The sequence below is a fragment of the Pelagerythrobacter marensis genome (assembly GCF_001028625.1).
Classification (GTDB): Bacteria; Pseudomonadota; Alphaproteobacteria; order Sphingomonadales; family Sphingomonadaceae; genus Pelagerythrobacter; species Pelagerythrobacter marensis.
In genome coordinates, this window is the sequence record NZ_CP011805.1 from 791905 (window position 1) to 815853 (window position 23949).

Annotated in this window: 24 protein-coding genes and 1 tRNA gene; 17 read left to right on the plus strand and 8 right to left on the minus strand. The window is 63.2% G+C overall.

Annotated elements, in window-relative coordinates:
* Positions 1–68: 68 nt before the first annotated feature.
* The 8 genes from yfiR to AM2010_RS03885 all read left to right on the plus strand — a co-directional run bounded on the left by yfiR (position 69) and on the right by AM2010_RS03885 (position 5828).
* A complete protein-coding gene (yfiR, locus tag AM2010_RS03850; protein WP_047807672.1) occupies positions 69–659 on the plus strand; it encodes a regulatory sequestration protein YfiR in 591 nt (196 codons plus the stop codon).
* Entirely contained in the window at positions 656–1894 is a 1239-nt protein-coding gene (gene dgcN, locus AM2010_RS03855) for a diguanylate cyclase DgcN/YfiN (RefSeq protein WP_047805953.1), read from the plus strand. Before yfiR ends, dgcN begins: the two co-directional genes overlap by 4 nt.
* Entirely contained in the window at positions 1863–2396 is a 534-nt protein-coding gene (gene yfiB, locus AM2010_RS03860; protein WP_169747778.1) for an outer membrane lipoprotein YfiB, read from the plus strand. Before dgcN ends, yfiB begins: the two co-directional genes overlap by 32 nt.
* 111 nt (positions 2397–2507) lie before the next feature.
* Positions 2508–2744, plus strand: coding sequence for an acyl carrier protein (locus tag AM2010_RS03865; protein ID WP_047805955.1), 237 nt, complete (start codon positions 2508–2510; stop codon positions 2742–2744).
* Positions 2745–2915: 171 nt separating this feature from the next.
* Positions 2916–4175 (plus strand): beta-ketoacyl-ACP synthase II, encoded by a 1260-nt coding sequence (gene fabF, locus AM2010_RS03870; protein WP_047805956.1) that lies wholly within the window; start codon positions 2916–2918, stop codon positions 4173–4175.
* Between the two features lies 1 nt (position 4176).
* Positions 4177–5148: an endolytic transglycosylase MltG gene (mltG, locus tag AM2010_RS03875; RefSeq protein ID WP_047805957.1), complete on the plus strand. Its 972-nt coding sequence runs from the start codon at positions 4177–4179 to the stop codon at positions 5146–5148.
* Positions 5145–5684, plus strand: a complete 540-nt coding sequence (locus tag AM2010_RS03880; RefSeq protein ID WP_047805958.1) for a 2'-5' RNA ligase family protein — start codon at positions 5145–5147, stop codon at positions 5682–5684. The genes mltG and AM2010_RS03880 overlap by 4 nt, the downstream gene beginning before the upstream one ends.
* Positions 5685–5751: 67 nt before the next feature.
* A tRNA-Met gene (locus tag AM2010_RS03885) sits at positions 5752–5828 on the plus strand.
* A gap of 30 nt (positions 5829–5858) precedes the next feature.
* On the opposite strand, the gene AM2010_RS03890 is transcribed toward AM2010_RS03885, so the two are convergent.
* Both AM2010_RS03890 and AM2010_RS03895 read right to left on the minus strand, forming a co-directional pair.
* Positions 5859–6344: a hypothetical protein gene (locus AM2010_RS03890; RefSeq protein ID WP_150115230.1), complete on the minus strand. Its 486-nt coding sequence runs from the start codon at positions 6342–6344 to the stop codon at positions 5859–5861.
* 287 nt (positions 6345–6631) lie between these two features.
* Positions 6632–8428 carry a DEAD/DEAH box helicase gene (locus AM2010_RS03895; RefSeq protein WP_047805960.1) on the minus strand — a complete coding sequence of 599 codons (1797 nt, stop codon included), beginning with the start codon at positions 8426–8428 and terminating at the stop codon, positions 6632–6634.
* Positions 8429–8727: 299 nt separating this feature from the next.
* Here AM2010_RS03895 and otsB point away from each other — a divergent pair, with 299 nt between their 5' ends.
* Genes otsB through trxB form a run of 5 tightly spaced genes read left to right on the plus strand, consistent with a single transcriptional unit; the run spans position 8728 to position 14512 of the window.
* Positions 8728–9471, plus strand: a complete 744-nt coding sequence (gene otsB / locus AM2010_RS13955; protein WP_047807673.1) for a trehalose-phosphatase — start codon at positions 8728–8730, stop codon at positions 9469–9471.
* The gene (locus AM2010_RS03905; RefSeq protein WP_047805961.1) at positions 9456–11270 is read left to right on the plus strand and encodes a glycoside hydrolase family 15 protein; all 1815 of its coding nucleotides are present in this window, start codon (positions 9456–9458) and stop codon (positions 11268–11270) included. Before otsB ends, AM2010_RS03905 begins: the two co-directional genes overlap by 16 nt.
* Entirely contained in the window at positions 11252–12658 is a 1407-nt protein-coding gene (locus tag AM2010_RS03910; protein WP_420834969.1) for an alpha,alpha-trehalose-phosphate synthase (UDP-forming), read from the plus strand. The genes AM2010_RS03905 and AM2010_RS03910 overlap by 19 nt, the downstream gene beginning before the upstream one ends.
* Before the next feature lie 54 nt (positions 12659–12712).
* Complete coding sequence (locus AM2010_RS03915) at positions 12713–13492, plus strand: tyrosine-protein phosphatase (RefSeq protein ID WP_047807675.1); 780 nt, start codon at positions 12713–12715, stop codon at positions 13490–13492.
* Positions 13493–13531: 39 nt separating this feature from the next.
* Positions 13532–14512: a thioredoxin-disulfide reductase gene (gene trxB, locus AM2010_RS03920; RefSeq protein ID WP_047805962.1), complete on the plus strand. Its 981-nt coding sequence runs from the start codon at positions 13532–13534 to the stop codon at positions 14510–14512.
* A 32-nt stretch (positions 14513–14544) separates the two neighbouring features.
* Here trxB and AM2010_RS03925 read toward each other — a convergent pair whose 3' ends face one another.
* From AM2010_RS03925 to AM2010_RS03945, 5 genes are all read right to left on the minus strand, one after another.
* Positions 14545–14982 carry an MAPEG family protein gene (locus AM2010_RS03925; protein ID WP_047805963.1) on the minus strand — a complete coding sequence of 146 codons (438 nt, stop codon included), beginning with the start codon at positions 14980–14982 and terminating at the stop codon, positions 14545–14547.
* Positions 14983–14997: 15 nt separating this feature from the next.
* The gene (locus AM2010_RS03930; protein ID WP_047805964.1) at positions 14998–15426 is read right to left on the minus strand and encodes an MAPEG family protein; all 429 of its coding nucleotides are present in this window, start codon (positions 15424–15426) and stop codon (positions 14998–15000) included.
* A 55-nt stretch (positions 15427–15481) separates the two neighbouring features.
* Positions 15482–16144, minus strand: coding sequence for a class I SAM-dependent methyltransferase (locus AM2010_RS03935; RefSeq protein ID WP_047805965.1), 663 nt, complete (start codon positions 16142–16144; stop codon positions 15482–15484).
* Positions 16144–17358 (minus strand): BtaA family protein, encoded by a 1215-nt coding sequence (locus AM2010_RS03940; RefSeq protein WP_047805966.1) that lies wholly within the window; start codon positions 17356–17358, stop codon positions 16144–16146. Before AM2010_RS03940 ends, AM2010_RS03935 begins: the two co-directional genes overlap by 1 nt.
* Before the next feature lie 81 nt (positions 17359–17439).
* On the minus strand, positions 17440–18426 hold the full coding sequence (locus AM2010_RS03945; protein WP_047805967.1) for a threonine ammonia-lyase: 987 nt from the start codon (positions 18424–18426) through the stop codon (positions 17440–17442).
* A gap of 280 nt (positions 18427–18706) precedes the next feature.
* On the opposite strand from AM2010_RS03945, the gene AM2010_RS03950 reads away from it, so the two are divergent.
* The 4 genes from AM2010_RS03950 to AM2010_RS03965 all read left to right on the plus strand — a co-directional run bounded on the left by AM2010_RS03950 (position 18707) and on the right by AM2010_RS03965 (position 23181).
* Complete coding sequence (locus AM2010_RS03950; RefSeq protein ID WP_047805968.1) at positions 18707–19918, plus strand: saccharopine dehydrogenase family protein; 1212 nt, start codon at positions 18707–18709, stop codon at positions 19916–19918.
* A gap of 119 nt (positions 19919–20037) precedes the next feature.
* Positions 20038–21216 (plus strand): carboxynorspermidine decarboxylase, encoded by a 1179-nt coding sequence (locus AM2010_RS03955; RefSeq protein ID WP_047805969.1) that lies wholly within the window; start codon positions 20038–20040, stop codon positions 21214–21216.
* 54 nt (positions 21217–21270) lie between these two features.
* Positions 21271–21777 carry a type III secretion system chaperone family protein gene (locus AM2010_RS03960; RefSeq protein ID WP_047805970.1) on the plus strand — a complete coding sequence of 169 codons (507 nt, stop codon included), beginning with the start codon at positions 21271–21273 and terminating at the stop codon, positions 21775–21777.
* Between the two features lie 201 nt (positions 21778–21978).
* Positions 21979–23181, plus strand: a complete 1203-nt coding sequence (locus AM2010_RS03965) for a type III PLP-dependent enzyme domain-containing protein (RefSeq protein ID WP_047805971.1) — start codon at positions 21979–21981, stop codon at positions 23179–23181.
* Positions 23182–23229: 48 nt separating this feature from the next.
* Here the strand turns inward: AM2010_RS03965 and phoB are convergent, their stop codons facing one another.
* A complete protein-coding gene (gene phoB, locus AM2010_RS03970) occupies positions 23230–23919 on the minus strand; it encodes a phosphate regulon transcriptional regulator PhoB (protein WP_047805972.1) in 690 nt (229 codons plus the stop codon).
* Positions 23920–23949: the final 30 nt, after the last annotated feature.

A 23949-nucleotide genomic window follows, 5' to 3' on the forward strand; every position in this document is an offset into this window, starting at 1 on the left:
CCTGACGGGCGATCACCGGCGATAGCGTCGGGGCATTCTGCATGAAGGGGGGATTGCTCGCAATTATCATGGGGTCGCAAGCACTCGTCAGGGTGCGGCGGCCTGTCGTTGGCATTGCCCTCGCCATAATCGTCGCCGCGGTGTTTGCAGGCGGCGTGGCGCCCGAAGCGGCCGCCGCACCGCGGACTGAGGTGGGCCTTCCGCTCGCCAACGAAGCGAATCCCTACGAACAGCCGGTGGCAAGAATGGTGACGCTTCTGGCAAGCTTCACCCATTGGCCGGATCGACCCGAAACGCTACGTTTGTGTCTGGTGCAGCCGACCGATCATGCCGGGGGGCTGACCTCCGTGGAGTTTGCGCGCGAAACGGGTATTCTCGCGACATCGGTCACCCCGCGGAACGTCGGTGCGATGAATTGTCAGATCGTCTATGTCGGACGTATGTCGATTGTGGAGCAGCGCGCCGTGACCGACGCCTTTCGCGACCGTCCCGCACTGACTGTGGCAGAGAATGACCCCGCCTGTCGTAGCCACGCGATGATCTGCCTGCTGTTCGAGGCGGATTCGCTGTCCTTCCGGTTGAACATCGATGCCGTCTCGCGATCCCGCGTCAGGATCGATCCGCGGGTTCTGCGCATGGGCATGGGGGCATCGCAATGAGCGCCGCCGATCGCGCCCCGACCGAGGGCCTGCCCTTGCGCAAGATGCTGGCGAGGGGGCATTTCCGCCTGGTCATCCTGGCGGTCTTGCTTGCCGCAGTGACCTTGACCGTCAGCGGCGTCATGCTGATTCGCAGCCACTCCGCTGCCAACGCGGTCCTTACGGCGCGCACCGTCAGCTACGCGGTCGAACCGGCCGTTCTGTTCGACGACGCAGGCGCGATAAGCGATGCGATCGAGACGATCGGTAATATCGGCGGCGCGGACCGCATCGTCGTCACCGACGCGCGCGGCAATCCGCTGGCGGACTGGGAAACCGATCATGACGGTCTCACCGGCTCGGTGGAAGCGCTTGTTTCCGGGGCACTCCGCGGGCCGGCCGTGGTCGTTCCGGTCGCAAGCGGGGGGCGGGAGATCGGATCGGTGACCGTGCACGGCAGCCTCGCCGATATGCTGCATTATGCAACGACCGGTTTCATCATCGCGCTGTGCTGCCTCGGCCTGACGATCATTGCCACACGCGTACTTGCCCGGCGGCTGGAGGAAGCGGTCGTCGCTCCGCTGGAACATGTTGGCGAGATCGCCCATGCCGTTCGCGCCGATCGTACGTTCGGGCGTCGCGTTACTGTGTCGGGAATTGCGGAGATCGACCGTTTCGCCCGAGATTTCAATGCATTGCTGGCTGAACTGCAAAGCTGGCACGAGGCGTTGTTGTCTGAAAATGTCGAACTCGCGCGACGGGCGGAGCACGACGCGCTGACCGGGCTGGCCGGGCGGCGGCGGTTCGAACGCGATAGCCGGCATATTATCGAACGGGCCCGATCGGAGGGGACCTCGTTTGCGGTCCTCTATCTCGATTGCAACGATTTCAAGGCCATCAACGACGATTTCGGCCACGACGTCGGCGACATGGTTCTGTGCGCGATTGCCGATCGTTTGCAGAACAGCGTTGGCGATTGCGGGCACATATATCGGTTCGGCGGCGACGAGTTCGCGGTGGTTCTGCCCCAGACCGGCGAGGAGACTTTCGTCAGCGACATTTGCGACAGCATCCGCGACGCGATGGCCGAACCTTTCACCCTGGCCTTGCGCAAGGAACGGCAGCTCAGCGTGAGCCTGGGGCGTGCGGTCTATCCGCGAGATGGCGACAACTGGCGCGAACTGCTGCGCGTGGCCGACAAACGCATGTATCAGGAGAAGAAGAATGTTCCGAGCGAACCGGTTGATGCGAGCTAGTTTCCTTCGACTGCGCGTCTTGATCGTCGCTGTCGGCCTGGGCCTGGTCGCGGCCTGCCAAACCGTGCCCGCCCAGCCTGATTTCACACCCGAACAGGTGGCCGCGCTGGAAAAGGCCGGGTTCTCTCGCGAAGACGGCAACTATCTGCTGGGTATTCCTGATCGACTGCTGTTCGAATTCGACAGCTCCGAATTGTTGGCGGAACGGCGGGCGGCGTTGAGGGAGATGGCGACGGCGCTGTCGGATGTCGGCATTCTCGGAGCCCGGATCGAAGGACATACCGATTCTGTCGGAGCCGAAGACTACAATCAGGAACTGTCCTATCGACGGGCCGAAACTGTCATGCGGGCGCTCGCATCCGGTGGGATGGATGCTGGCGCCATGCAGGTTCTCGGGATGGGGGAAACCGATCCCATCGATACCAACGAAACGGAAGCGGGCCGCAGCCAGAACCGCAGGGTTGTTATCATAGTCACCCCCACTGCCGTGCTTCCTGTGTGAAAGAATGCAAAAGCGGCCTGCCCACGCGTTTGCATGTCAGGCACTTGCCAGCGGGGCCGGCGTTCATTAGGGCGAAAGCCAATTCCTAACCCCAATCCAAGAGGGCATAACATGAGCGATACCGCCGACCGCGTGCAGAAGATCGTTGTCGAGCATCTGGGCGTCGAAGCCGACAAGGTCACGCAGGATGCGAGCTTCATCGATGACCTGGGCGCTGACAGCCTCGACATCGTCGAGCTGGTAATGGCATTCGAAGAAGAATTCGGGGTCGAGATCCCGGACGATGCGGCCGAAAAGATCACCACTGTCGGCGACGCGACGAAGTACATCGAAGAACACAAAGGCTAAGCCGGCGGAAGGCCGCTTCCGTTCGCCTGATTCCTGCCCCGCAGCCGCGCAGGCAGGGAACGAGCGAAGGGAAGGGGCAGTTTCCGCATAGCCGGGAACGAGCAGGCTCAGCCCGGACGGGTTGGGCCTGTTGTTCTATCTGGCGGATTTATCGGATATTCGGAGATACAGATGCGCCGTGTGGTCGTTACTGGATTGGGTCTTGTCACCCCGCTTGGCGGTGATGTCGAAACCACCTGGGCCAACCTGATCGAGGGCAAGAGCGGGGCGGGAACCATCACCCGTTTCGATGCGAGCAACCAGAAGTGCACCATCGCCTGCGAGGTGAAGCCCAAGGATCACGCATGGGGTTTCGACCCCGACAAGCGTGTCGATCACAAGGTGCAGCGCCAGGTCGATCCCTTCATCGTCTATGGTATCGATGCCGCTGGTCAGGCGCTGGAAGATGCCGGTCTTGTCGAGATGGACGACGATCTGAAGCTGCGCACGGGCGTTTCGATTGGTTCGGGGATCGGCGGATTGCCGGGAATCGAAAGCGAATCGATCGTCCTGCACGAACGCGGACCTGGCCGGGTCTCCCCTCATTTTGTCCACGGTCGGCTGATCAACCTCATCAGTGGCCAGGTGTCGATCAAGTACGGGCTGATGGGCCCCAACCACGCCGTAGTTACTGCCTGCTCCACCGGCGCTCATTCGATCGGCGATGCCGCGCGGATGATCCGCGATGGCGATGCCGACGTGATGTTGGCGGGCGGTGCGGAATCGACCATCAACCCCCTCGGCGTTGCCGGCTTCGCGCAGGCGCGTGCTCTCAATATGAGCATGAACGACAACCCGGAGAAGGCGAGCCGCCCTTACGACCGTGATCGCGATGGTTTCGTTATGGGCGAGGGGGCCGGCGTGGTCGTGCTCGAAGAATACGAACATGCCAAGGCACGCGGCGCGAAAATTTATGCCGAAGTGGTCGGATACGGTCTTTCGGGTGACGCCTACCACGTGACCGCGCCCCATCCCGAAGGGAAGGGCGCCGAACTGGCCATGCGCATGGCGATCAAGAAGGCGGGGCTGGGCGAAGGCGACATCGATTATGTCAATGCCCACGGAACGTCCACGATGGCCGATACGATTGAACTCGGCGCGGTGAAGCGCGTTCTGGGGGATGATCTTGGCGGTGCCTCGATGTCGAGCACGAAATCGGCCATTGGTCACCTTCTGGGCGGCGCCGGTGCGGTGGAGAGCATTTTCTGTATCCTTGCGATCCGCGATCAGATCGTCCCGCCGACGCTCAATCTAGACAACCCGGACGAGGGCACCGAAGGCGTCGACCTGGTCCCCCACAACGCAAAGAAGCGTGAAGTTTCTGCCGTGCTGAACAACAGTTTCGGTTTCGGCGGTACCAACGCCAGCCTGGTGATGAAGAAGGTCGACTGACATGCGGCGCAAGGGCTGCCTGGCCATCGCGGTGCTTGGCGCCCTTGCGCTGTTGGCTGCCGTGTTCGGGGCCAGGTTCGCCTTCGGCAATGCTCAGGTGGAGGAGGAAACGGCGTTTATCGTTCCCTCCGGCTCGACGCTGACCGCTGTCGCGCACAAGCTGGAAAACGAGGGCCTGATCACTTCGGCGGACGGGTTTCTCCTCCGAGCGAAGCTGTTTGGCGGGTCCGATCCAATCCAGGCGGGGGAATTCCTGCTGCCGGCCGGTATCGGAATGGGCGGCATTCTCGATACTTTCCAGCAAGGCGACGTAATCCGGCGCTTCATCACCATTCCCGAGGGCACCCCCTCGATATTGATCCATGAAAGGCTGATAGCGGAACCGCTTCTGACCGGAGAGATCCCGGTACCGGAAGAAGGGTCGGTGCTGCCCGACACCTACGATTTCGAGCGGGGGGAAGCACGCACCGCGGTGCTGGCGCGAATGCAGGCCGCCATGCGTAACTATCTGGCCGAGGCCTGGCCCCGCAGAGGCCCTGATATTGCGGTCGACACCGTGGAAGAGGCGGTGACGCTGGCTTCGATCGTGGAGAAGGAAACCGCGCTCCCCAGCGAACGCAGGATGGTCGCGGGCCTTTATTCGAACCGGTTGAAGCAGGGCATGTACCTTCAGGCGGACCCGACGATCATATATCCGATAACCCGTGGGAGGCCGCTGGGCCGCAGAATCCGCCAGTCGGAGATCGCGGCGGTCAACGACTACAACACCTATGCCATGGCCGGGCTGCCGAAAGGCCCGATCACCAATCCCGGCCGCGAAAGCATTGCAGCCGTACTCGATCCGGCGACGACCGACGCGCTTTATATGGTGGCGGATGGCACCGGCGGGCACGAGTTCAACGCCGACTACGCCGCGCATCAGGATGCGGTGGACAAGTGGTTCGATCTTCGCCGGAAACGCGGGGAAATGTGACCGGGGCGCTGATCGTGACGGCCGAGCTGCCGCCCGATCTTCACCGTTGGGCGACCCGGCTGCGCAGCACACATTATCCGCCGGATCGCAACGTGCTGGAAGCACACGTCACGCTGTTCCATGCGCTGCCCCCGGGCGCCGAAGCCGAGATGAGCGGACGCCTCGCCAGCATGACGGCGGAATACGCACCGGTTCCGGCACTTCTGGACGGTATTATGTCTTTGGGCGGGGGGACAGCGCTACGCCTGGTCAGCCCCGGTATGCTCATGCTGCGCCGCCAGCTTGCGGAGGAACTGCACGGTCTGCTGTCTGCTCAGGATCAGGCGGAGCCGAGGTTGCACATCACGGTCCAGAACAAGGTTTCGAACCGCGTGGCAAAGGAATTGCAGATGGCGCTGATGGCCCAGATCGAACCGCGCGAATTCCGCTTTACCGGCCTTGCCATGCACCGATATCGCGGTGGTCCGTGGGATCTGGTGCGGCGATGGCCGTTCCGGGGAAAAAGCGAGGTTGACCGGGCCTCAAGCCGGCCCTAAATGCGCCGCCTGTCCTTGCTTCGGCAAGGGCACGCCGAGCTCGCTTCGCGATCGGCAATGCCCATGGGGCGGAGTAGCTCAGGTGGTTAGAGCAGCGGAATCATAATCCGCGTGTCGGGGGTTCAAGTCCCTCCTCCGCTACCATAACGCATTGATAGCCACTGCGCACCGCGTTCAGACGAAGGTCCACGGCGTGAAGGCCGTGATGACGACGAAATGGGCCACGATGGCCCCGAGCAGGATGGCGGCCCAGCGGCGCGATTTGACGAAGGGCATGGCCAGCAGGATCAACGTGCCGAATATATCGGTCAGGTCGACAAGCTGGATCATCCACGCGGGCGCGTCGATCTCACGCTCTTGCGAGAAAACCTTGTATCCAATTTCGACCAGGACCCCGATCGCGATTATGCCGACCCAGATGAAGCGGCGATGTGCCATGTAGTACTCGTCAAAATCGGGCCATGTCTCGGGCTCGTCAGGCCAGAGCGCAGCGCTGATCAGGTAATACCAGCCAATAACGGCGAGCACGCAGACGAGGCTCAACAGGTGGAGTGGGACATTGCCCTGCACCTCGTACATGAACAGCCAGAAGGTGGCTTGGTGGAACAGTACGACCGCTGCGGACAGCGGCACCAGCCAGCCGATCCTCACCTGCTGCATTGAGCTGTTCGTATCTGAATAGCTCGAGGTAGATCGACTATGACGGATGCGGCTACGCAGTTTGAAGGCGCGGACGTAGCCCGCCAGAACCTCGGTCATGGTGAGACCCAAGAGTAACGTAAACAGTTCAAATGTAATATCGAATTCGGTCATACACCCCCGTCGAAGCTGGAGGTTAGGCCTTGCGCGGGCCCAAAGTCCAGCTTCTCGGCAGGAGCGGCCGATTACAATTCGCGTGTCAGGGGCGAACCCCTCCCTCCGCTAACACTGCCAGTATGGCTCGCAGGTTACTTGGGCTTGCCTGCAGGGGCGGGCTTGGGGCCCTTGCCCCGCTTACCGCCCTTGTCGGGGTGCGGGCGGTCCTTGCCCTTGTTTCGTTCGAACTTCTTTCCGCCGGGTCGAGCTTTCGCGCGAGGGCCTCCGCCCTTGTCGTGAGAGTGATGGCGCTTGCGGTTACCTTTCGCGGCATCGCGAGGTCCGGATTCGGACAGCTCAATCGTCACCGGTTCATCATCGTCGTCGCTCAACACCGTTCTTGCAGCGGCGTCGGCGAATTTCTCCGCAATATTGCGCGGAATCTGAAAATAGGTTTCGTCCGGCCCGATACGAATGGCGCCGATTTCGTTTCGCGTGATATGGCCGCGGCGGCAAAGCAGGGGCAGAATCCAGCGGGGATCGGCATTCCGACGACGCCCGATGTCCATGCGAAACCACACCACGTCCTCGAAACCGGGACGGTGGCGTTCCTTCTGCGCCTCTCGCCGGGCTTCGGGGGTGTTGGCGATCAGATCTTCCGGCTCAGGCATCTTCGAGCGATGAGAATGGACGAGCATCGCCGCAATTTCTGCCGGAGACCGCTCGGCCAACAGGCGATCGGCTAGCTCGCGATCGCCGTCGTCGATGTCGACCGGTTCCATCAGTTTTTCCAGCAGCCGATCGCGATCCCGCGATCTGATCGCATCCCTGTCAGGCGCATCAATCCATTCCGCGGCGATCCGGGCGTGGCGCAGCATGGTTTCGACGCGTCTGCGCCGGGAAAATGGGACGATGAGGACCGCCGTCCCCTTTCTTCCGGCGCGTCCGGTGCGTCCGGAGCGGTGTTGCAGGGTCTCTGCGTCGCGGGGTATCTCGACATGGACCACCAGGCTTAGCGACGGCAGGTCAATACCGCGCGCCGCCACGTCAGTCGCAACGCAAACTCGCGCCCGGCGATCGCGCAGTGCCTGAAGCGCCTGGTTTCGTTCCGACTGGGAATGCTCACCCGACAGCGCAACCACGGCAAACCCCCGTTCCCGAAGGGTGGCGTGCAGATGCCGGACCTTTTCGCGGGTAGCGCAAAACAGGATCGCGGTGTCGGCTTCGTGATAGCGCAGGAGATTGACGACAGCGTTTTCGATTTCAGGCGGTGAGACGGTAACCGCCTGATAGGAAATGTCGCCGTGCCCCCGGCTGTCCCCCACCGTCGCGATGCGCAGGGCATCGCGCTGGTAGCGGCGGGCGAGAGCTTCGATCGGGCGCGGCATGGTCGCCGAAAACAGCAATGTCCGCCGCGTTTGCGGCGTGGCATCGAGGATTTCTTCCAGTTCCTCGCGAAAGCCCATGTCCAGCATCTCGTCGGCTTCGTCGAGGACCACGGCGGCTAGTTGGGACAGGTCGAGCGCACCGCGTTCCAGATGATCGCGCAGGCGGCCCGGCGTGCCGACCACGATGGTCGCCCCGGCACGCAATGCGCTGCGTTCCTGCGACGGGTTCATCCCGCCCACGCAGGTCGCGATCCGGGCGCCAGTCTTTCCGTACAGCCACGCGAGCTCGCGACTGACCTGCAATGCCAGTTCCCTGGTTGGTGCGATCACCAGAGCAAGCGGGGCGCTGGCGGGAGGGACGAGATCGTTCGTGCCGAGCAGTTCGGCCGCCATCGCGAGTCCGAAAGCGATGGTCTTGCCCGAACCAGTCTGGGCCGAGACGACGAGGTCCCGTCCGTGGGCTTCCGGTTGGAGAACTTCGGCCTGTACCGGAGTGGCGGTTTCATATCCGCGTTCTTGAAGAGCGGATTCGAGGCTTGGGGGGAGATCAGGAAATGTCATGGCACCGGCTTGTATGAAGAGGGGGCACGCAGAAGCGCTGCAATGGCAGGATTGCGCCTGAAATTGGGGAGAAACGCAAATCGCCTGCGTGTTTCACTGCGCCCCATAGGCCCACACACGGCGTTTGGCTTCCCAAAAATGCGATAAGGTCTGCGGACGGTGGGATTCTCCTCCGAGCCGGGGGTGGTTCGGGGGCGAGATCGGGCCAGATTTCAGCCGCATCGACTGCCGGACTTATGGGCACAAGCAATCGTATTCGGGTTTGACGCGCGAGTTCGCTCGATTAAGACCCGAGGCGGATGGACGGTGCACTCGAACTTTCCCCTCCGCCTCCGCTCGCGCGGTTGATGGAAGAGCGCGTTCTTGCGCTGTTTCTCGATTTCGATGGCACTCTGGTCGACATCGCGCCTGCGCCTGATGAAATCGTCGTACCAGCCCGGCTGGCTGAGCGTTTGCGCACGTTGTCGCGCCGACTGGATGGCCGACTGGCCTTGATCACGGGCAGATCGCTTGAAGACCTTGCCGGGCATTGCCCGATCGAGGGCATCGCCTGCGCCGGCTCGCACGGAGCGGCCCGGCGCGACGCGATGGGGCAGGCGCTGGGGGATGCTGCGCGGCCGCTGCCCGATGGCGTGTTCGACACTTTGCACGATGGCGCTCGCGATCTCGGCGTCGCTCTCGAAGCGAAAACCCATGGCGCGGCGCTACATTTCCGGGCCGATCCGGGGAAGGCGGAACAGGCACGAGCCTTTGCCGCTGAGGTCGCCAGCCAACACGCGCTGGCGGTCAAGCGGGGCAAGGGCGTGGTCGAGATTACCCAGGCAGGGGCCGACAAGGGCGGCGCCGTGCGCGAATTCATGCGACATGCGCCCTTTGTCGACACAATCCCCGTCTTTATCGGCGATGACGTTACCGATGAAGACGGGATGGCCGCCTGTAATGATGCCGGTGGTTTCGGCATTCTTGTTGGCGATCGTTCGCCCACCGTCGCGCAGTTCCGACTGTCCGATGTTCCTTCCGTTTATGAATGGTTGAGCCTTTGACACCTCCCGATCAATCCTCGCTCGAACTCTGGCCCGTCGGCAATTGCCAGGTAAGCGGATTGATCGACCGGCGCGGGGCGCTGGTGTGGGGCTGTGTGCCCCGGGTGGACGGCGACCCGATATTCAACTCGCTGATGAACGGTGATCGCCATGATCTGGGCGAGTGGCGTTTCGAGCTGGAGGGGCAGGTCGCTGCAACCCAGCAGTACGAGCGCAACACGCCGATACTGGTCACCCGACTGGAGGCCGAAGACGGCAGCGCGGTTGAAATCCGCGATTTCTGCCCTCGCTTCGAACGATCGGGTCGCATGTATCGCCCGGTGGCCTGGGTGCGGATCGTCCGGCCGGTTGCCGGCGCGCCGCGGATGAAAGTCGTCCTGCGGCCGACGCGCGGCTATGGTCAGCACGTTGCGGAAACGACCAATGGAACCAACCACATCCGCTATCTGGTCGGCGCGCAGGCAATCCGGCTCAGCACCGATGCCCCGATCGGGCACGTGCTGTCCGCCCGGGTATTCCGCGTCGAAAGCGACCAGCATTTCTTTCTCGGCCCCGACGAGCCGTTTTCAGGCAACCTGCGTGCCGAAGTGCGCCAGATGGTCGAACAGACGCGCAAGTACTGGAAGCTGTGGGTGCGCGGCCTGCACATCCCGCTGGAATGGCAGGACGACGTCATCCGCTGCGCCATCGCGCTGAAGCTGTGCCAGCATGAAGAAACAGGGGCTATCGTCGCCGCGCTGACCACGTCGATACCGGAAGCGCCGCATAGCGAGCGGAATTGGGATTACCGATTCTGCTGGATTCGCGATTCGTATTTCACAGTGCAGGCGCTGAACCGGATCGGTGCGCTCGACGTGCTGGAGAAATACCTCGCCTATCTGCGCAACATCATCGATTCCGCGCAGGGCGGGCAGATTCAGCCGCTCTATTCGGTGATGGGCGACAGCGAACTGGATGAAACGACTGCCGCGCACCTCGCCGGGTATCGCGGCATGGGGCCCGTGCGGGTCGGCAACGCCGCATACTATCAGGTTCAGCACGACTGCTACGGCCAGATCGTCATGCCCACCGTGCAGGCGTTTTTCGACAGACGATTGCTGCGGATGGCCGACGATCGGGATTTCGCGAGCCTCGAAAAGGTCGGAGAAATGGCCTGGAAGATGCACGACCAGCCCGATGCGGGATTGTGGGAATTCCGCACGCGGCAAGAAGTGCACACATATTCCGCCGTGATGTGCTGGGCGGCCTGCGATCGCCTGGCGAACGTGGCGGCGCATCTGGGCAAGGAAGATCGCCTCAAACTCTGGCGCGAGCGGGCCGAGGCAATCCGCGAGAAGATCGAGCGGGAAGCCTGGGTGGAAGACGGCGATGCGGGCCATTTCGGTGCCAGCTTCGAGAGCGACTATCTCGACGCCAGCCTGCTGCAGATGGTCGAACTGCGGTTCCTGCAGCCCGACGATCCGCGTTTCCAGAGCACTTTTGCCGCCGTGGAAAAGGCGCTGCGCCGCGGCGAGCATATGCTGCGGTATGACAGCGAAGACGATTTCGGATTGCCCGAAACGGCGTTCAACGTTTGCACGTTCTGGCTGATCGAGGCGCTGCACATGGCCGGTCGGGACGAAGAGGCGCGGGCGCTGTTCGACACGATGCTGGCCCACCGAACGGCATCGGGGATGCTGTCGGAGGATATCGATTTCGATAGCGGCGAATTGTGGGGGAACTTCCCCCAGACCTACTCGCTTGTAGGGATAATCAATTGCGCCGGTCTGTTGTCCAAACCATGGAGCGAAGTCCGATAAGCCGTCTAGTCGTCATCTCGAACCGCGTTGCAGTCCCCAAGGCGCGTGGAGCGGCCGGTGCCCAGGGCGGGCTTGCCGGCGCACTCAACGCCGCGCTGAAGAAGCACGGAGGCATCTGGTTCGGCTGGTCGGGGCAGGAATGCGATGCCTTCACCGGCAACATCAATCTCCAGCGGCATGATGGCGTGACCACTGCCACGATTGACCTCGGCCACCAGGATATCGAGGAATATTACAACGGATATGCCAATTCGACCCTTTGGCCCCTGTTCCACTTCCGGCTCGACCTGACCGAGTACGAGCGGGAGACGGGCAAGGGGTACGAACGGGTCAACGAACGTTTTGCCGACAGCGTTGCCCCGCTGGTCAACGGCGACGACTTGGTCTGGGTTCACGATTACCATCTTCTGCCGCTGGGATCGCGCTTGCGCGAGCGTGGGCTGTCGAACCGGATGGGGTTCTTCCTCCACACACCGTGGCCGCCCACTCGCCTGTTCGTTTCGCTCCCTTATCACGAGCGTCTGGTTCGAACGATGCTGGAATACGATCTGATCGGCTTCCAGACCGACGAATGGCTTGAAAGCTTCTGCCACTATTGCCGGAAAGAACTGGGCGCGGATATCGACGAGGAAAGCGGGCGCATCGCTTATGATGGGCGGGTAACGTATGCGCGCGCCTACCCCATCGGCATAGATTACGAACATCTGATGGATCAGGCCGAAACCGGTGAAGCGCGGCAAGCCGGGCAGCGCCTGCTGTCCAGTACGCGTCGGCGCAAGGCGATGATCGGGGTCGACCGGCTCGATTACTCCAAGGGATTGCCCGAACGTCTCGACGGAATCGCGCGCTATTTCGACAATCACCCTGAACGGGTTCGCGATGTCGTGTTTATTCAGATCGCGCCGCCCAGCCGCGAAGATGTGCAATCCTATCAGCGCATTCGCGCGACGCTGGAACAGAAGGCCGGACAGATAAACGGGGCGCGTTCGGAAGTTGACGTGGTGCCGATCCGTTATGTCAACAAGGGCCATTCCCTGGCCGAACTGTGCGGCTTCTATCGCGCCGCCAAGATCGGGCTGGTCACGCCGTTGCGCGACGGGATGAACCTGGTGGCCAAGGAATACGTTGCCGCGCAGGACCCGGAAGATCCCGGCGTTCTCATCCTCTCCCGCTTTGCAGGTGCTGCGCGCCAGCTTACCGATGCGGTTCTGGTCAATCCGCACAGCCCCGACGATCTGGCACAAGCGATCGACGAGGCGCTGTGTATGCCGCTGGAAGAGCGCAAGCGGCGCTGGGAAGCGATGATCCAGACCGTGCGTGACGACAATGTACAGCGCTGGACGGAGAGCTTCACCAGCGATCTGGCGTCGGTGAAACAGAACGATTGACCGCGTTCCGGGCTGGCGCTTGTGCCCGGCGCAGCCGCATGGCAGGGCGCGGCCATGGATCGAGATCGCGTCATCCCCCTGGAAGGGATTCACAACTTCCGCGACTATGGCGGATACCCGGTCGCCGGCGGCGGGCGGATGAAGCGCAGCCTGGTATTCCGATCCGGCCAACATGCAGAAGCAAGCGATGCCGATCTGGCAGTTATCGACAAGCTCGCCCTGCGCCACGTGATCGATTTTCGCGGGGTCAGCGAGCGGACAAACTACCCATGTCGCCGCGGCGAAGGCTTTTGCGCGCAGGTCGTCGCTTTCGAGGGCGAAACGGCCAATCTCGCCCCGCACATGGAGGCGGCCGACGGTGTTCTGACGTTCGACGGCGCCCATCGCGCGATGGAGCGCATTTATCGCAATCTGCCGACGCGGGAGCCTGTCCTGTGGGTTATGCGGCAGTACTTCGCGACCCTCGCACAAGGGGAGGGGGCAAGTCTCGTTCACTGTCTGGCCGGCAAGGATCGCACCGGGATGGCAGTGGCTCTCCTGCACCATGCGCTGGGGGTTCATCCCGACGATGCGATGGAGGATTTTCTCCTCACCAACACCGCGGGCAATATCGAGGCGCGCGTTGCCGCGGGTGGGAACGCCATTCGCGCCAAGTACGGCGCGGTGGATGACGATACGATCCGCGTTCTGATGGGCGTCGACCCGCGCTATCTTCATGCCATGCGCGAAGCTGTGGAGGAAACGCACGGTTCGCTCGACGTATTCCTTGCCGACGTGCTGGGGGTCGACGACGCGCGGCGCGAGGCGCTGCGCTTGCATTTGACGGAAGCGTGACCCACTTCTCTGTCCGTCTCAACCACACGGAAGGTCCCGATGGCTACCCACCGCACCAAGATGCTTATCATAGGTTCCGGCCCGGCAGGGCTCTCCGCGGCGATATATGGCGCGCGCGCAATGATGGAGCCGATCGTGGTGCAGGGCCTTCAGCCCGGCGGGCAGTTGACCATCACGACCGATGTGGAGAACTATCCGGGGTTCAAGGATGTGGTGCAGGGCCCCTGGCTGATGCAGGAGATGCAGGCTCAGGCCGAACATGTCGGCACCCGGATGATGTGGGATACGATCGTATCGGTCGATGTCGAAAACGGTTCGCCCTTCCGCGCGGTCGGTGACAGCGGCGACGAGTATATCGGTGAGACGCTGGTGATCGCCACCGGCGCCTCGGCGAAGTGGCTTGGGGCGCCTGGAGAGCAGGAGCTTGGCGGCAAGGGCGTGTCCGCCTGCGCCACGTGCGACGGATTCTTCTATCGCGGCAAGAAGGTCGCCGTGATCGGCGGGGGCAATACCGCGGTCGAGGAAGCGCTCTACCTCACCAACCATTCGGACGACGTGACGCTGATCCACCGCCGCGACGAATTGCGTGCCGAGAAGATCCTGCAGGAACGCCTGTTCAAGTCGGACAAGATTTCCACCTTGTGGAACAAGACGGTCGAAAGCTTCGAAGGCGACCCTGCTGCCGGTGGGCTGACGCATCTGGTCCTGCGCGACACGGTAACGGGGGAAACGTCTCGGCTGGACGTCGACGGTGCCTTCGTCGCCATCGGCCATGCGCCGGCGACCGATTTGTTCAAGGGCAAGCTGGAAATGGACGAGAGCGGATATCTGATCGTCGAGCCGGGCTCCCCGAAAACGGCCGTGCCGGGGGTGTTTGCCTGCGGTGACGTGATGGATCACGTCTACCGCCAGGCAGTCACCGCGGCGGGCACCGGGTGTATGGCTGCGCTCGACGCAGAGCGATTCCTGGCAACGCTCGAATTTGCGAAGAGCGAAGCCGAAGCCGAAGCGGCAGAATAAGGGCTAGCCCGGCCGCCGCGCGGCCGGGTCCCTCAGGCCATCTCAAAAACCGCCATGCCCGCGTGGATGATGAGGGCGATCAGCACCAGGCTCGACAGTGCGAACAGCACGAACCGCACCATAACCTTGTTGGCGGTTACCTGAACCAGCGAGTGGATCACGCGCAGTCCGACATAGATCCACGCGATCAGCGCGTTCATCCCGTCGCCTTGCCCGATCAGCGCCAGCACCAGACCGACTGCGTAGAACAGGGTCGGCGCCTCGTGCAGGTGATTGTAGTTGTGGGCTTTCCACTGCACCTTGTCGGGCACGACACCGTCCAGATCCTTGCCCGTTCCGCCAGTCAGGTTCGCGGTGTCGATCTTCGCCCGGCTCATCGCCGGGATTCGCGTGACATACATCCACAGCCACATGACCATGGTCCACGCCATCAGCGCCACCAGGGGCTGGAGTATCGTCATTCCAATCATCAGGTCACTCCGAAATCAATAATTCAATGCCAGCGCCACGGCGCGCACGGTCAGAACCATGAGGCAGACCGTCGACAGAAGAAAGAGCAGGAAGCGCACGGAAACCCGGTTCACCGTCGCCTGCCAGATGGAATGGATCACCCGGATCGCGACGTAGGCCCAGGCGAAGGCGACGTCGTGCGCCTGCGGGCCCAGGATCGCGAGAATCACGACGATGGCATAAAACAGCGTCGGCTGTTCGTGCAGATGGGTGTAATTGTGCGATTTCCAGTTGATCCGGTCTTCGATCACCCCTTCCAGATCCTGTCCGCGGCCGCCGGGTCTGGCGTTTCCCATTCCGCCGAGATTCTTCAGCGCGGGCAGCCGGGTCATGGCCATCCAGACCAGCATGACGAGGGTCCACGCCACCAGCACGGCGGCGGGCGCTAGTATTTGTGCCTGCATTGAAGAACCCCTCCCTGTATTCCCGCGCGGAGATTGCGCTGGCGCCCACTCGTTGTCAAACCTCCCGCGCGCCTAGCGTGAGATGCTGGCAGTAACCGAAACGACCGCGGCGGTGGCGGCATGACAATCCGCGATTTGCCGCGATCCGGCCCCCCATGTCAGCCAGGCGGGTTCTCGGTTCGACATGAAACCGGGCCAGCCAGGCCCGCAGGCCACGCGCAAGCGGCGAGGGCAGACCTTCCAGATCGCCGAAATCGACCACGTGCAGCCGCCCCTCCGGTGCAAGCAGGTCCGCTGCGTGGTCCAGTGCCCCCTCCCAGTCGGGGATCATCGACAGCGAGTACGACAGGAACACGCGATCGAACTGCACTCTCCCCAATGTCTCCTGGGGGTCGAACCCGCAGGCATCGCCGTCTGCGAGAATGGCCTGTTCGCCCAGTGCCGCCTTGGCGGAGCGGAGCATTTCTTGCGAGATGTCGATCCCGTACAGCCGGATGCCGGGCCATCGTCGCTTTGCCTGGGCGAGGTTTCTCCCCGTGCCGCAGGCGATTTCCAGCACGGTGTCGCCAGGCTGGCAATCGAGATCGGCGATGAGCCGGTCGCGCCCCAGCAGATAGTACTTGCGCGTCAGGTCGTAGATGTGCCGCTGCCCACGATAGACCCGGTCCATCAACTCTGCGTGATTGCCCGGCTCTGGCCGGGACAGATGCCGTTCCATCAGGCCAGCTCGTAGAGGTGGACACCGCCGTAGATCGATGACCTGTCGCGCGCGGTGAGATCGGCCGACTGTTCCTCGCGGTAAGTCCAGCGGTCAAGCAGATCGGGCGCGAGGCGGCCGGGCAGCAGGCTCGGTTCGGCGGCTGTGCGGAAGAGGACGCGGGCGCCCGGCCGCGCCGTGCGGGTGATCTGCGCCCAGAGCGTGTTGAGCTGCGCGTCGTCCATCCAGTCCTGCGCGTCGAGCAGAACATAGCGATCGTGGCTGGTGGCGTCGGCATCGCCGAGATAGTGGACCATGTTCGCGTTGCGCACGTCGAGCCGGTCGATGCGTTCGCGCATCCGTTCCCAGTTGGCGCGTTGGAGATAGGGGGGCAGGGCCGCTTCCGGCCGGCGGTCGTAGCGACGACCGAATGCCTGCCAGGCGAAGTAGTTGTCCGCCACCGCGAAGCCGCAGGCCAGCTTTTCCAGCCGCCGCCGCAGGACCACGGCCATTCTTTCATCCCCGGCGAGCGCGGCGTACTGGGCCGGCGGAATGCCCAGTCCGAACAGCGAGGCCGGATGATCGGTGAGCCAGCGGACGAAGCGCCGGTCGAACACCGGGGCCAGTTCGCGCTCGAACACCTCGCGCTGTTCCTCCAGCGTGGTCGCCGCGAGAACGCGTGACAGGTCGATGCGGTAAAGGCGGGCGAACAGGTGGGCCATGCCGATGAAGCCGCCCAGCAACCCCTGGCGATAGATGCCCCGCGTGAAGTGGGTGATCCGCCGTCGACCCGTAACATCCCGGCTTTCCCAGTACTTGCGGCTCTCCGCATCGAGGTGCGGGGCAATGAGGGTATCGTAGATCTCGCGGTTTTCCTTGTGATCCGCCTCCGCGAAGAAGCGGCGGAACCGGTCGTAAGTCGGCAGGTGGCGGATCGCCGCGATCTTGAGCTGGCCCAGCGCCACATGCGCGCGGTTGAGATCCACCGCGACCACTTGCGCGGGGTCGGCGGTGAGATAGGACAGCGCATTGCAACTGCCGCTTGCGATGCACAGCACCCGGCTGTCGCGTTCGATCGCCAGCCCTTCCATGTCGACCAGCGGGTCTTCCCAGATCTGGGCATAGACCAGCCCCTTGAAGGCGAAGGCGAAGGCCCGGTCGAGCAGCTTTTCACCCGGCTTCGCCGTCTTGCGCACCACTGCATCGTCGATGATGCGCTTTGCCTGTACCGTCATGTGTTCGCTTCCCGCTGGTGATATCGGGTCGCGACTACGCCGCTTGCATGTCCGCCGTGTGACTGTTTCCCCGGTCAGCCGCTACCCGGCGGCGAGCGTTTCAGCGAACCGCTGCGGATCGCAATTGCCGCCCGTCAGCACCACCACGGTGCCATCGTCGACCGGCACTTTGCCGGCCAGAACCGCTGCCAGCGCCGCCGCGCCGCCCGGTTCGACCACCAGGCGCAGGCGCGCGAAGGCAAAGCGTTGAGCGGCGCGCACTTCCTCGTCGCTCACTGCCACGCCCGGCTCGCTGCGTCCGTTCAACACCGAAAGGTTGATCGGCGCCGTCGCCGTAGGCTGCAGGGCATCGCAGATCGTTTTCGGGGCATCCTCCCCGGCGCGCACGATCCTACCCGCAACAAGGCTGCGCCCGACCATGTCCCACCCTTCGGGCTCGACCGGGTGAATCCGCGACTGCGGGCAGGCGAGCGCCAGCCCCGCGCTCAGGCCGCCGCCGCCGCAGGGCGCGACAATGCGTGACGGTGCGCGCCCGAGCTGTTCTGCAATCTCGATCCCCGCGCTGCCTTGCCCTTCGATCACCCACGGATCGGCAAAGGCATGGACCAGAACCGCGCCGCGCCGCTCCACCTCGCGCGCGGCAACGGCGTCGCGATCTTCACCCGGCCTTTCGTAGAGTACGATCTCCGCGCCCAGCGCGCGGGTGGCGTCCAGCTTCACCTGCGGCGCGTCGCGCGGCATCACGATCGTTGCGGCGATACCCAGCCGCCGCGCGGCCCAGGCCACGCCCTGGGCGTGGTTGCCGCTCGACACCGCGACGACACCGCGGGCCCGGTCGCTTTCATCCAGCGCGCTGAGGCGATGCCATGCGCCCCGGATCTTGAAGGCGCCGACCGGCTGCAGCATCTCCGCCTTGGCCCAGATGCGCGTGCCCGAAACCTCGACCGGCAGCAGAGGGGTCGGGGGAAGGATCGCGGCAACAGCCTCCGCCGCGCGCAGAACCCCTTCGCGAGTTGGCGCATGATCCGGGCTGCGATTCGGGTCGGAGGCAGGGGGCTGGGCGTTCACTGGACAGGTATCCTCGCACGAGACATGGACCGCATGTTACACAGTCCTGGAGAAGAAAAATCGGCCGCCGTGCAGGCCCGAAAATTCGCACCGAATTGAAGAGGGCTGCGATGGCGGGCATGGCGGCGGGGGCAGGGCATGGCCCCTGCAATGCCGAACGATGCGCGTGTAGGAAACCGTTTTTCGGATCGTATTGCGATGGCGGTGCATTTCCCTATGTGAGCGGGCATTATCCATGAGCCGGCGTGAAGGTTCATCAGAAACAAGGGTTGGAGCAGCTATGTCGAAAGTGCTGGTAATCGGGGCAGGCGGGGTCAGTTCGGTCTGCGTTCACAAGATGGCGATGAATCCCGACATCTTCAGCCAGATCCATCTCGCCAGCCGCACGAAGTCCAAGTGCGATGCGATCGCCGAATCGGTCCGGCAACGCACGGGCCAGGAAGTCGCGACTTACGAAATCGACGCGGAAGAGGTGCCCGCGATGGTCAACCTGATCCGCAAGCTCGGGCCGAGCCTGGTCGTCAATCTTGCCCTGCCGTATCAGGATCTGCCGATCATGGATGCCTGCCTGGAAGCGGGTGTCGATTATCTCGACACCGCGAATTACGAACCGAAGGACGAGGCGAAGTTCGAATACAAGTGGCAGTGGGCCTATCACGACCGGTTCAGGGAAGCCGGCATCCTGGCCCTGCTGGGGAGCGGTTTCGATCCCGGCGTGACCAGCGTGTTCACGATGTGGCTGAAGAAACACAAGCTGAAGACGATCCGCCAGCTCGACATTCTCGACTGCAACGGCGGCGATCACGGCCAGCATTTCGCCACCAACTTCAATCCCGAAATCAACATCCGCGAAGTGACCGCCCCGGCCCGCCACTGGGAAAACGGCAAGTGGGTCGAAAGCCCGGCAATGGGCGAGAAGGTGGAATTCCAGTTCGAGGGCGTCGGCTCCAAGAACATGTACATGATGTATCACGAGGAGCTGGAGAGCCTGGCGAAGTTCAATCCCGAGCTTGAACGCGCGCGGTTCTGGATGACCTTCGGCGACGAATATATCAAACACCTGACCGTGCTGCAGAACGTGGGCATGACGCGGATCGACCCGGTCAAGTATCAGGGGCGCGATATCATCCCGCTGCAGTTTCTCGCCGCCGTGCTGCCCCAGCCCGAAACCCTGGGCGAAACGACCAAGGGCAAGACCAACATCGGCGTGATCGCGACTGGCGAAGCGCTCGATGGTTCGGGCGAAAAGACGTTCTACATCAACAATATCTGCGACCACGAGGACGCTTACGAAGAAACCGGCAACCAGGCCGTCAGCTATACCACCGGCGTCCCCGCAATGGTCGGTTCCGCAATGGTGCTGCAGCGCAAGTGGGCCGGCGACGGCGTGTTCAACATGGAAGAATTCGACCCCGATCCCTTCCTGGAAATGCTGGGCGAACAGGGCCTGCCGTGGAACGTGAAGGAACTCGACGGACCGGTGGACTTCTGAACGCATTCGTTTCGCCTGGAGAGTTGACGGGGCGGCACCTACGCTTGGCAAACGCCACGTCTCAACGGTGGACGAAGCGTCCACTCTACGCACCAGCGCGAACCTGATAAGGCTTGAACATGGAAACCAGAGCCGGCGACCCGGGGGCATTTGCCCATTTTGATCTCAATCGTGTCGACAGCCCGGCGTTCGTGGTCGATACGGCCCGCCTGCGTGCGAACCTGCAGGTTCTGGCCGACATTCGCGACGCTGCGGACATCAAGGTGCTCGCGGCGCTCAAGGCGTTTTCGATGTGGTCGGTTGCCCCCATCGTGGGCGAGTATCTCGACGGGGTCTGTACGTCGGGCCTGTGGGAAGCGCGCCTCGCCAGCGAATTCTATGACGGCGAAATCGCGACCTATTCGGCCGCTTACAAGCCGGACGAACTGGAAGAGATCTGCCGGCTTTCCGATCATGTGATCTTCAACACGCCAGGCCAGATGGAACGGGCGGCATTGATCCTCGACCATGCGAGGGCCGGGGGGCAGGGATTCGATGTCGGTCTGCGCATCAATCCGCAGGTCCCGACCGGGGAAGTGCCGCGTTATGACCCGTCCTCTCCCGGCTCGCGGCTCGGTTTTCCGATCGACCAGTTGACGCCGGAGATCATGGACCGGGTCGATGGCATTCATTTCCACAACTTGTGCGAACAGGATTTCGAGCCCTTGCGCCAGACGTGGGACAAAGTGTTCGATGCCATCGAACCGTGGTTCGGCCAGCTCAAGTGGATCAACATGGGCGGCGGGCACCACATCACCCGCGCCGATTACCAGCGCGACGAACTCATCGAATTCCTGCGCGATGCGCGCGAGGATACGGGGGCGGAAATCTTTCTGGAACCGGGTGAGGCGGTGGCGCTCGACGCCGGCATCCTGGTCGGAACGATCCTCGATTCGCACTGGAACGGAATGCCGCTGGCGACACTCGACGTTTCGGCGACGTGCCACATGCCCGACGTCATCGAGGCCCCCTATCGCCCCGCGCTGATGGGCGAGAATGCGGGGAGTGGAGGGGAGGCCATCCGCCTCGGCGGGCCGTCCTGTCTCGCCGGTGACGTTATCGGCGACTACCATTTGCCCGTACCGTGCGAGCCGGGCCAGCGAATCGCCTTTCTCGACCAGGCGCATTATTCGATGGTGAAGACGAACACTTTCAACGGGGTGCAGTTGCCGTCGATCTGGCTTTGGGACAGCGAGAGCGATGCGCTCGAACAGGTGAAGAGCTTCGGTTACGAGGATTTTCGCGATCGGCTCAGCTAGAGAACGGCGACCTGTCGCGATGGGATGATTGTTTGGGGAAACGGGGGGAATTCAATGCGTAATCTGTTCAAGCTGGCCACTGCCGCCGCGTTCGCCGCTGGCGGCCTGTCCCTTGCAGCGCCGGCATCGGCGCAAACATATTCGGCCGGGCGGGTGATCGAGGCGGTGACCACCAGCGATCTCAAGGCGATCGTCACCTCGCTCGATCATGAGGTGGTGGCAGAAGGTGATTACGGAAACGTCAGCATATCGGCGCGGTCCGACACCGGCACCAACTATCTCGTGATCGGCACGGCCTGCAATGTCGGTGATGTGGCCGGGTGCCAGGGCGTCATGCTGCAGGTCCGCTTCGACGCCGATCCCGATATCACCACGGATGCGCTGATTCAGGCCAATCTGACGCAGGCGGCCGTCAACACCTGGCGCGACCCGAGCGGAACGATCGGCGTCACGCGCTACGTCGTGCTCGACCACGGGGTCACGATGGCGAACTTGCGCGAAAACGTGCTGGTTCTCCTCAGCCTGACGCCCAGCGTCGTGCAAACCCTGCTGGGCGAATAGAGAACGTCGGTCGCGCGGGGCGGGGCGCTCCAACCGTCCCGTCGCGCGCCCGCTTCGTCCGACCGGGACTTGCGCCTGAAAGGGCGAGTTTTCACTTGCGGTTCACGCTGCGAGGCTTATAGGCGCACCCCGCTGCCCCAAGGGGACTTCCTGACCGTAAGGCAGCCTCGTTAGAACTTAACCGTTTGGGGGTCCCTTGAGTTGCACATTCATCCTGACGCCCGGTCTGTAGTTCGCGCAATTGCGCCGGACGAACCGGTTATCCTCAATCGCCCGCACGCAGCGGAGCGCGCCGCGCGTTTCTTCGTCGAGAAGTTTCCGGGCAAATCGCTCTATGCGGTGAAGGCCAATCCGTCGCCCGACCTGCTCCAGGTCCTGTGGGCAGGCGGGGTGACGCATTACGACGTCGCCTCGATCGCCGAGGTGCGTCTGGTGCGTTCGGCGCTGCCGCAGGCGACCTTGTGCTTCATGCACCCGGTCAAGACGCCCCGCGCCATTCGGGAAGCCTATTTCGAACACGGCGTGAAGACGTTCAGCCTCGACACGATGGAGGAGCTGGAGAAGATCGTCGCCGCCTGCACGAACGACGCGGGCGAGCCGGCGAAGGATCTGCGCCTTCTGGTGCGGCTGCGCGTCAGCTCGGATTATTCGGAACTCAGCCTGGCGTCGAAGTTCGGCGTCGATCTGGCCGATGCCGCGCCGCTGCTCCAGGCGACCCGTCAGCATAGCGACTGGCTGGGCCTGTGCTTCCATGTCGGGAGCCAGGCGATGACGCCGTTTGCCTATGTCCAGGCGCTGGAGCGGGTTCGCGTGGCCGTGGCCGAGGCAAGCGTGGTGATCGACGTGGTCGACGTGGGCGGCGGGTTCCCGTCGCTCTATCCCGACATGGAGCCGCCGCCGCTGGAGGACTATTTCGAAGTCATCCACCGTCATTTCGAAAACCTACCGATCGCCTATAACGCCGATCTGTGGTGCGAGCCCGGCCGTGCGCTGTGCGCCGAGTATTCCTCGGTCCTCGTGCGGGTGGAGAAGCGCCGCGGGGATGAGCTTTACATCAACGATGGCGCCTATGGCGCGCTGTTCGATGCGGCGCATGTCGACTGGCGGTTTCCCGTCGCCGCGTTGGCGGAGGATCTGCGCGATCCGGTGCAGGATTTCGCGTTCTACGGGCCGACCTGCGACGATGCCGATTACATGAAGGGGCCGTTCGTGCTTCCCGGCGACATCCAGGCGGGCGACTATATCGAAATCGGCATGATCGGCGCCTATGGCGCGGCGATGAAGACCGGTTTCAACGGCTTCGGCAATGCCGAGCAGATCGTCGTGTCGGACGAGCCGATGGCCAGCCTCTATCGCGGCGACCGGGTTATTCCGACCACGGACAATGTGGTCAGCCTGCGCTGATGCAACCGCGCGGCGGGGGCGTGCGTCGTCCCCGCCTCTCAAGCCCTCTCAGACCGCTTCGAAGGCGTATCCGGCCGAACGGACGGTGCGGATGGGGTCGGGCGCGTTCGGCAGCTCCAGCGCCTTGCGCAGCCGCCTGATGTGCACATCGACCGTGCGTAGCTCGATATCGCTGCCGGTGCCCCACACGCCGTCGAGCAACTGGTTGCGGCTGAAGACCCGCCCCGGGCTTTCCATGAAGAATTTCAGCAGCCGGTACTCGGTCGGGCCCATTTGCAGGTTCTGACCGCGCCGGAGGACCTTGTGTGCCACCGGGTCGAGCTTGATATCGCCGACTTCGATCGTCTCGCCGGCAAGGGCAGGGCGGATACGGCGCAGGACGGCGGCGACGCGGGCCAGCAGTTCGCGCGGCGAAAACGGCTTGGTCACATAGTCGTCCGCCCCGGTTTCCAGCCCGCGGATGCGATCGTCCTCCGCCTCGCGCGCGGTCAGCATGATGATCGGGACGTGGGCAGTGGCCTTGTCGCGGCGCAGGCGGCGACAGACCTCGATCCCGCTGGTGCCTTCGATCATCCAGTCCAGGATGACGAGATCGGGCACTTCCTCCGCGGCGAGCACCAGTGCCTCGTCCCCGTCGGCGGTCGCGCGCACGCGATAGCCTTCGTTGGAGAAGCGATACTCGAGCAGTTCCGAGAGCGCGGGGTCGTCTTCGACGAGGAGCAGGGTTGCGGTGGTCATGACGAATTCAAGACACCGCCATTATTTCAC